The 7,318-nt window shown below is 68.8% G+C and carries 7 protein-coding genes; 4 read left to right on the top strand and 3 right to left on the bottom strand.

The genetic code is table 11. The features are described 5' to 3' along the window. Positions 1 to 119 precede the first annotated feature (119 nt). Both HMPREF3114_RS11710 and rsgA read right to left on the bottom strand, forming a co-directional pair. Positions 120 to 1,373: a flavohemoglobin expression-modulating QEGLA motif protein gene (locus HMPREF3114_RS11710; RefSeq protein WP_053501008.1), complete on the bottom strand. Its 1,254-nt coding sequence runs from the start codon at positions 1,371 to 1,373 to the stop codon at positions 120 to 122. Between the two features lie 123 nt (positions 1,374 to 1,496). Beyond that, positions 1,497 to 2,606 carry a ribosome small subunit-dependent GTPase A gene (gene rsgA / locus HMPREF3114_RS11705; RefSeq protein WP_070489841.1) on the bottom strand — a complete coding sequence of 370 codons (1,110 nt, stop codon included), beginning with the start codon at positions 2,604 to 2,606 and terminating at the stop codon, positions 1,497 to 1,499. A 114-nt stretch (positions 2,607 to 2,720) separates the two neighbouring features. Here rsgA and HMPREF3114_RS11700 point away from each other — a divergent pair, with 114 nt between their 5' ends. From HMPREF3114_RS11700 to HMPREF3114_RS11690, 3 genes are read left to right on the top strand one after another with little or no spacing between them, the layout of a single operon-like run. Next, entirely contained in the window at positions 2,721 to 3,995 is a 1,275-nt protein-coding gene (locus tag HMPREF3114_RS11700; protein WP_053501004.1) for a pyridoxal phosphate-dependent aminotransferase, read from the top strand. A gap of 3 nt (positions 3,996 to 3,998) precedes the next feature. Beyond that, a complete protein-coding gene (locus tag HMPREF3114_RS11695) occupies positions 3,999 to 4,616 on the top strand; it encodes an SGNH/GDSL hydrolase family protein (protein ID WP_005419202.1) in 618 nt (205 codons plus the stop codon). Positions 4,617 to 4,620: 4 nt separating this feature from the next. Beyond that, positions 4,621 to 5,340, top strand: a complete 720-nt coding sequence (locus HMPREF3114_RS11690) for a methyltransferase domain-containing protein (protein ID WP_053501002.1) — start codon at positions 4,621 to 4,623, stop codon at positions 5,338 to 5,340. A 124-nt stretch (positions 5,341 to 5,464) separates the two neighbouring features. Here the strand turns inward: HMPREF3114_RS11690 and HMPREF3114_RS11685 are convergent, their stop codons facing one another. Next, positions 5,465 to 6,244 carry a polysaccharide deacetylase family protein gene (locus HMPREF3114_RS11685; RefSeq protein WP_070489840.1) on the bottom strand — a complete coding sequence of 260 codons (780 nt, stop codon included), beginning with the start codon at positions 6,242 to 6,244 and terminating at the stop codon, positions 5,465 to 5,467. 59 nt (positions 6,245 to 6,303) lie between these two features. Here HMPREF3114_RS11685 and grxD point away from each other — a divergent pair, with 59 nt between their 5' ends. Beyond that, positions 6,304 to 7,230, top strand: coding sequence for a Grx4 family monothiol glutaredoxin (gene grxD, locus HMPREF3114_RS11680; RefSeq protein ID WP_070489839.1), 927 nt, complete (start codon positions 6,304 to 6,306; stop codon positions 7,228 to 7,230). The last annotated feature ends 88 nt before the right edge of the window (positions 7,231 to 7,318 follow it).

Genomic DNA, 7,318 nt, shown 5'->3' with positions numbered 1-7,318 from the left:
GTTGGCGCCATGGATGGCGCCATCGAGCACCATGGATGGGCTTTTGCGTGTCCTGGCCAGGGTGCCCCGCCTCCTCCCCACCGATAGCAGGCAGGCGCTGGAGGACCCGCCAACGCATTTCATTCCGGCGCCAGCTGGTCCATCCGTATCCGGTTGGCGAACAGCGAAAACGCCAGCATGCCGGCCAGCCCATTCGCCCGGCTCACCCAATGCGGCAGCCAGCGCGGTGGCTTCAGCACCCCCGCCTCGAACAACGGTGCGAACGCGATCGCATCGGCCAGGCTCATCTTGCCGGCGAACAACCAGCGGCAGACCTGCAGGCGGTCCTCGGCCAGCATGTGGCGGAAGAAGGTATGCACCGACACCAGGCCGCGCAGGTACACCGTGTCCTTGGTGAAGGCCAGGCCACCACGGGGCGGTACGCCGCGGAATACGCGCTGCGCCGAGGCGAAACTCTCTTCGGCGTTCTGCCCCGCGTCGCAGAAGTAGCGGAATACCTCGATGAAGTCGGCGCCTTCGCGGGCCATCGCGATCGCTTCAGTGCGCAGGCTGATGCGCTTGAGGCGCTCGATGTCGATGCTGCCGGTGATCTGCTCGGCAAACGTCGCCAGCCCTTCCTGGGTGGCCGTCACCCGCGGCGAGGACAACGCCAGGCTGGGCAGCACCGGTTGTTCGCGGCCATTCAAGGCGGTCAGCGAATGCACCAGCGCTTCGTGGTGGAACAGCTGCGCGCGGTCGTAGGCACTGAAGCGCGCACTGGTGCGCAGGCGGATGCGGGTCGGTCCGGCAGCGGCCTTGGACACCAGCTCTGGATCGAGCTGCACCTGGATGATGCGCGATTCGAAGAACGCATCCAGGTCATTCTGCAGCTGCAGCTGCAGGGCAATGGCCGAGACCGGCACCTGCTCTTCCGGCGCCAGCAGTTCGTGATCGAGTTCGGCAGCAATCTGGATGAAGTGACGCGCCGCTTCGCGCGTGCTCGGGCCATTGCCTGGCAACGGCTGCTCGGGCGCGCCGAACAGCTGCACCGAACAGGTATCGACGGCGGCAGTGCCCAGCCCCTCAAGCAGCTGCGCGGCCAGGTCCCAGCTCTGTGCCGACTGCCGCACGTAGTGGCCCAGCGGATGGCTGTCATCGCAGTCGGCGGCGATCGCAGCCAATGCGCGGCGCTCCTCGCTGAAATCCAGCCTCGGGTAATCCACCTTCGGCAGCACCGGCTGGCCACGTGCCACGCTGTCCAGGAACGGGGCCTGCAGCGTGGCAGGCCAGCTGGTCAGCCCCAGCAGGCGGATGCCTCCCACGGCCTCGACCAGGCGCGCATCGAGCGCTGCATGGTGGGCCACCTCACGGTCCAGCGTCGCGGTCGGTTCCATGCGCGGACTATAGCGCCCTGCCATGTCCGGCGCTGCGCGCCGCCGCCCGAGCGTTGGCTCGGGCGCTACAGGGTGTCCCGGGATGCATCTCTTGTAGAGCCGAGCCCACGCTCGGCTGCACTGTCAGCGCCTACGCGGCTTTCCGGCCGGGCGGAACTGCTGGCCCTTGCCCTTCTTGCCGCCACGTTCCTGCGCGGTCTCGGCCTGGCGCACCGCCAGCTTGGCGGCAGCGGCGGCCACTTCTTCCTTCAGCTTGAAATAGTTCAGCAGCCGGCTCTCTTCGATCTCGCCAGCGTCGATCGCTGCGCGGACAGCACAGCCCGGTTCCTGCTGGTGCTTGCAGTCGTTGAAACGGCACTGCGTGGCCAGCGCTTCGATGTCGGCGAAGCCACCTTCGGACAACGTTTCTTCGCCGGTCGGTTTCAGCTCGCGCATGCCGGGGGTGTCGATCAGGCAGGCGCCGGTCGGAAGCGGCATCAACGCGCGATGGGTGGTGGTGTGGCGGCCGCGCGAATCGTTGGCACGCACCGCGTTGGTCTTCATCCGCTGCTCGCCGAGCAGGGTGTTGGTCAGCGTGGATTTGCCGGCACCGGAGGAGCCCACCAGCACCACCGTGCGGCCCGGGCCCAGCCACGGTTGCAGCACCGCCACACTGTCGGCATCCAGGCCGTTGATCGCATGCAACGCGATGCCCTGCATCTCCAGTTCTTCCAGCACCGCCAGCGCATCCTCGCTGTATTCGGTCTGGTCGGCCTTGGTCAGCACCACCACCGGTTCGGCGCCGCCACCGCCGACCAGCAGCAGGTAGCGCTCGATGCGGCGCGGATTGAAATCGGCATCCAGGCCACAAACGATGAACACCGTATCGATGTTCGCTGCGATCACCTGCTGGTGGTAGTGCTCGCCCGCCGCGCCACGCTTGATCGCGGTGCGACGCGGCAGCAGCGCAACGATGCGGATGCCGTCCAGCAGCACCCAGTCGCCCACTGCAGGCCGCTCGTGGCTGGGGAAGCGCGGGCGCTGCCATTCCGGCAGTGACTCCGCTTTGATCGCCGCATCCGGGCCATCGGCCACCACGTAATGGGTCCGGTGCTGCTCGATCACCCGCGCCGGGCGGGCCTGCGGGTGCGCGGCCATCATGGCCTGCCAGTCGGCCTGCTGCGCCGGGCCCGGCCAGGGCCAGCCGATGGTCTGCAGGGCGATGAAATCGGGGGTCTGGGTCATCGCCGCCATTCTACCTGTGACGGCCCCCGGCCAGCCCAGCAATGGCGGGCGCGGAGCCGTTGCCATGCACTGCAGCAATTCCGGTAGGATGGAATCCCCATGCCTTTTGACGGCCCAGCCCCCATGTCCACCCTTTCGCCCAAGCCCCTGGCCATCCGCGAGCGCCTTTCCGAAGTGCGCTACGAGATCCGCGGAGAACTGGCCCGGCGAGCGCGGGAGCTGGAGGCGCAGGGCCGCAAGCTGATCAAGCTCAACATCGGCAACCCGGGCAACTTCGGTTTCCGCGCACCCGAGCACCTGCAGCGCGCGATCGCCGACGACATGGGCCGCACCGACCCGTACACCCACCAGCAGGGCCTGCCGGTGGCGCGTGAAGCCATCGCCGATTACTACGCCCGCCGCGGCGCACCGGATGCACACCCGGACCGCGTGTTCGTCGGCAACGGTGTCAGCGAGCTGATCGACCTGTCGCTGCGCGCACTGCTCAATCCGGGCGATGAGGTGCTGGTGCCGTCGCCGGACTACCCGCTGTGGTCGGCCTCCACCATCCTCAACGATGGCCGACCGGTGTACTACCGCTGCGCCGCCGAAAACGGCTTCCAGCCGGACCCGAGCGAGATCGAGACACTGGTGTCGTCACGCACCCGCGCCATCGTGCTGATCAACCCGAACAACCCCAGCGGCGCCAGCTACCCGCGTGAACTGCTGGAGCGCGTGGTCGAGATCGCACGACGCCACAACCTGCTGTTGCTGGTCGATGAGATCTACGACCAGATCCTGTACGACGATGCGGTGTTCCAGCCGGTCGCGCCGCTGGCCGGCGACCATCCGTGCCTGACCTTCAGCGGCCTGAGCAAGGTGCACCGTGCCTGCGGCTGGCGCGTGGGCTGGGCCCACCTCAGCGGCGACGACGCGCGCCTGGGCGACTTCCGCGCCGCGCTGGACCTGCTGGGCGCGCTGCGCCTGTGCGCCAATGTACCGGGCCAGTACGCCATCGAGGCCGCAGTGAACGGCCCGGACACCATCTCCGAACTGTGCACCCCGGGTGGCCGCCTGTATGAAACCCGCCGTGCGGTGATCGACGCCTGCGAAGCCAGCGAGCACCTGTCGCTGGTCGCGCCGGCCGGTGCGCTGTATGCGTTCCCGGCCGTGGTCGGTGCCGCTGCCAAGGGCTTTGACGACCACAACTTCGCGCTGGACCTGATGAACACCGAAGGCGTGCTGGTGGTACCGGGTTCCAGCTTCAACGTGCCCTACCGCCATCATTTCCGCGTGACCCTGTTGCCGGAAGCCTCGGTAATGCGCGATGTGTTCGCCCGCATCGACCGCGTGCTGGCCCGGCGTGCCGAGGACGCGACCAAGGTCGTGCCGCTGAAGCCGCGCCGTTCGGTGGCCTGAGCGGTGGCGCTTTCCTACCTGGCGCTGGGCGACTCGTACACCGTCGGAGAAGCCGTTGCCGTCGAAGGCCGCTGGCCGCACCAGCTGGCCGCCGCCCTGCGTGCGCAGGATGTGGCGCTGGCCGACCCTCAGACCATCGCCACCACCGGCTGGACCACCGACGAGCTGGACGCCGGCATCGATGCGGCCGCACCCCAGGGTCCGTTCGATTTCGTCAGCCTGCTGATCGGCGTCAACAACCAGTACCGCGGCCGTCCGCTGGACGAGTACCGCGTACAGTTCCAGGCCCTGCTTCAGCGGGCGATCGGCTTTGCCGGGGGCCGCCCCGGGCGTGTGCTGGTGCTGTCCTTCCCCGACTGGGGCGCGACGCCGTTCGGTGCCGGCAGCGGCCGCGACCTGGCCACCATCGAGATCGAGACCGACGAGTTCAACGCAGCGGCCGAGGTGATCAGCACCCAGCAGGACGTGGCCTTCGTCGACATCACCGACATCAGCCGTGACCAGGGTGACAACCCGGCAATGATCGCCGAAGACGGCCTGCACCCGTCGGCGCGGATGTACGCACTGTGGAGCGCGCGCGCGCTGCCGGTCGCCGCACACCTGCTCGGTGGCACGGACTGACACGATGGATGGTACGCCACGGAACGGCCCGCCCCTGCCCTGCACACCGCTGACCGCCCCGCAGGCCCGCGCGATCGCCGAAGCGTTCCGCCCGGCTCGGGCCTGGGGCAGCCGCCGCGACTACTACTACACCCGCGGCAAGCTCGGCAGCGACCCGCTGTATGACGGCGTGCTGCAGCATCTGCCCGACGACGGGCAACCCCTGCTGGACCTGGGGTGCGGGCTGGGCCTGTTCGCCCACGTGCTGCGCCAGCGCAGCGGCACCCACCCCTACCTCGGCGTGGACGTGGATGCCGGCAAGATCATCCGTGCCCAGCGTGCCGCCGCCGGGCTGCACGCTGTGCGCTTCGACTGCCTGGACGTGCAGGCGCCACTGCCGGCGCAGCCTGGACACGTCCTGTTGCTGGATGTGCTGCAGTACCTGGACGCGGGCCCACAACTGGCATTGCTGCGTGCGGCCAGCGCGCGGGTGGCCGCCGGCGGCCGTCTGCTGCTGCGCACGCCGCTGGCCACCGGCGATGGTCGCGACCGCACCACGCGGGTGGCGGACCGGTTGGCCTGGCTGGTCGGCTGGATGGGCACGCGGCCGCGCCACTACCCCGACCCGCACGTGCTGCAAGCGACACTGGCCGAGGCCGGATTGCAGGTGACGGCGCCGCGTCCCCTGCATGGGCGCACGCCATTCAACAGCTGGTTGCTGGTGGCCGAACGCCCCGCGCTGTAGAGCTGCGCTGCGACGTTTTTCCGGTGCTTCACACCGCCGCCCGAGCATCGGCTCGGGCGCTACAGCAGCGCCCCCTTGTAGAGCCGAGCCCATGCCCGGCTGCTCTACATCACCAGGGCCGGCGTTACGGGACCGGCAGCCGCGCTTTCAGCCCGCGCTCGTCCAGTGCCTGCAGCACGCCCTCGATGATCGCCAGGTTGTGGCCGTGGGCGGCCCCCTCATGCAGCAGCACGATGGCCCCCGGGCGCAGATCCGGCAGCAGGCGGTCGAGCACCCCCTGCGTCGTGCAACCGATGCCGTCGAAGCCGCGCGCGCTCCAGCCGACCCGGACCAGGCCCAGCCGCTGCAGTACCGGCGCCACGAACGGATTGGTCATGCCCACCACCGAGCGGTACCAGCGCACCGGGCGACCGCTTACCGCCTGCAGCGCGTGCTGGCAACCCTCGATCTCGGCGCGCATCGCCGCCGGGCCCAGCCGCCAGAAGCGCGCCTGCGGGTGGCTGTGGCTGTGGTTGCCCAGGTCGTGGCCGCGGTGCAGGATCTCCTGCACCAGCTCCGGCTGCGCCAGCGCGCGCTCGCCCACCAGGAAAAAGGTGGCATGGGCCTGGTGGCGGTCCAGCAGGTCGAGCACGGCACGGGTTTCCGGGCCAGGACCGTCATCAATGGTCAACCAGACGCTGTTGCCGACATCCGGCAACCGGCTCAGCACCGGCGCATAGAAGCGACTGTTGGGCAGGAACACCGGCACCATGAACAGTGCGTGGCTGGCCACCATCAGCGGCAGCCCCAAGTGCCAGCCCGCCAGGGCCCAGACCAGGATCACCAGCAGCTGCGACGCCACCAGCCAGGGCAGCCAGCGCCAGGGCCGGGTCGGGATGCGATGCAATGTTCCTGCGTTGCTCATCCCCCATGATGCCATGAGGGGTAGAATTGATGGTTCGAATTCCCGGAACCCCGACGTCCATGTCCCTCGATCCTGCCCTGCGTTCGCGCATCGAATCCATCCTCAACGCCAACCGCGTCGTGCTGTTCATGAAGGGCCAGCCGTCGATGCCGCAGTGCGGTTTCTCGGCCAAGGCCGTGGGCGCCCTGCAGGACCTGGGCGTCGAGTTCGCCCACGTCAACGTGCTGGCCGACCAGGAAATCCGTGAAGGCATCAAGGCCTATGGCGACTGGCCGACCATCCCGCAGCTGTACATCGACGGCGAACTGGTCGGCGGCAGCGACATCGTGCTGCAGATGGCCGCCAGCGGCGAGCTGAGCAGCGTGCTGGGGCTGCCGGCACCGGACCGTACCCCGCCGAGCATCACCGTCACCCCGGCGGCCGTGGAAATGCTCAAGGGCGCGCTGGCCGACGCCCCGGGCGCCGCCCTGCAGCTGACCATCGACGCCGGCTTCCAGCCGAACTTCCAGCTGGCCCCGCACGACGAAGGCGCCATCGCTGCCGAGTCCAATGGCCTGCGCGTGCAGTTCGACCTGGCCAGCGCCCGTCGCGCCAACGGCATCACCATCGACTGGGTGGACGACATCCGCGGCAAGGGCCTGGCCATCGACAATCCGAACGCGCCCAAGCCGGTGCAGGAAATCAGCGTGCGCGATGCCGACGACCTGGTGCGTGCCGGCAACATCACCCTGGTCGACGTGCGCCCCGCCGACGAACGTGAAATCGCCGCCGTGGGCGTACCGTTCAAGACCTTCGACGGCAACGGCCGCGCCGCGCTGGAAGTCCTGCCGAAGGACACCGCACTGGCCTTCATGTGCCACCACGGTGGCCGCAGCGCGCAGGCCGCCGAGCAGTTCCGCGCCCTGGGCTTCACCAAGGTGTTCAACGTGACCGGCGGCATCAACGCCTGGTCGGAAGACGTCGACAACGGCGTGCCGAAGTACTGATTGACGGCGCGGGGTCAGCGCCCTTTCCTGCGGGAAGCGGATCTGGCCCCCAAAAAAAAAGGGGACGGAGGGGATTAAGTCGTTTATG

The sequence above is a fragment of the Stenotrophomonas sp. HMSC10F07 genome (assembly GCF_001807895.1).
Lineage (GTDB): Bacteria > Pseudomonadota > Gammaproteobacteria > Xanthomonadales > Xanthomonadaceae > Stenotrophomonas > Stenotrophomonas sepilia.
Note: the sequence above shows the minus strand (reverse complement) of the source record. Positions and strands in the feature narration are given on the sequence as shown.

Coding starts and splice junctions, on each gene's coding strand:
- HMPREF3114_RS11685 (WP_070489840.1), bottom strand. CDS start 6,244: ATGAGCAACGCAGGAACATTGCATCGCATCCCGACCCGGCCCTGGCGC.
- HMPREF3114_RS11710 (WP_053501008.1), bottom strand. CDS start 1,373: ATGGAACCGACCGCGACGCTGGACCGTGAGGTGGCCCACCATGCAGCG.
- grxD (WP_070489839.1), top strand. CDS start 6,304: ATGTCCCTCGATCCTGCCCTGCGTTCGCGCATCGAATCCATCCTCAAC.
- rsgA (WP_070489841.1), bottom strand. CDS start 2,606: ATGGCGGCGATGACCCAGACCCCCGATTTCATCGCCCTGCAGACCATC.
- HMPREF3114_RS11690 (WP_053501002.1), top strand. CDS start 4,621: ATGGATGGTACGCCACGGAACGGCCCGCCCCTGCCCTGCACACCGCTG.
- HMPREF3114_RS11700 (WP_053501004.1), top strand. CDS start 2,721: ATGTCCACCCTTTCGCCCAAGCCCCTGGCCATCCGCGAGCGCCTTTCC.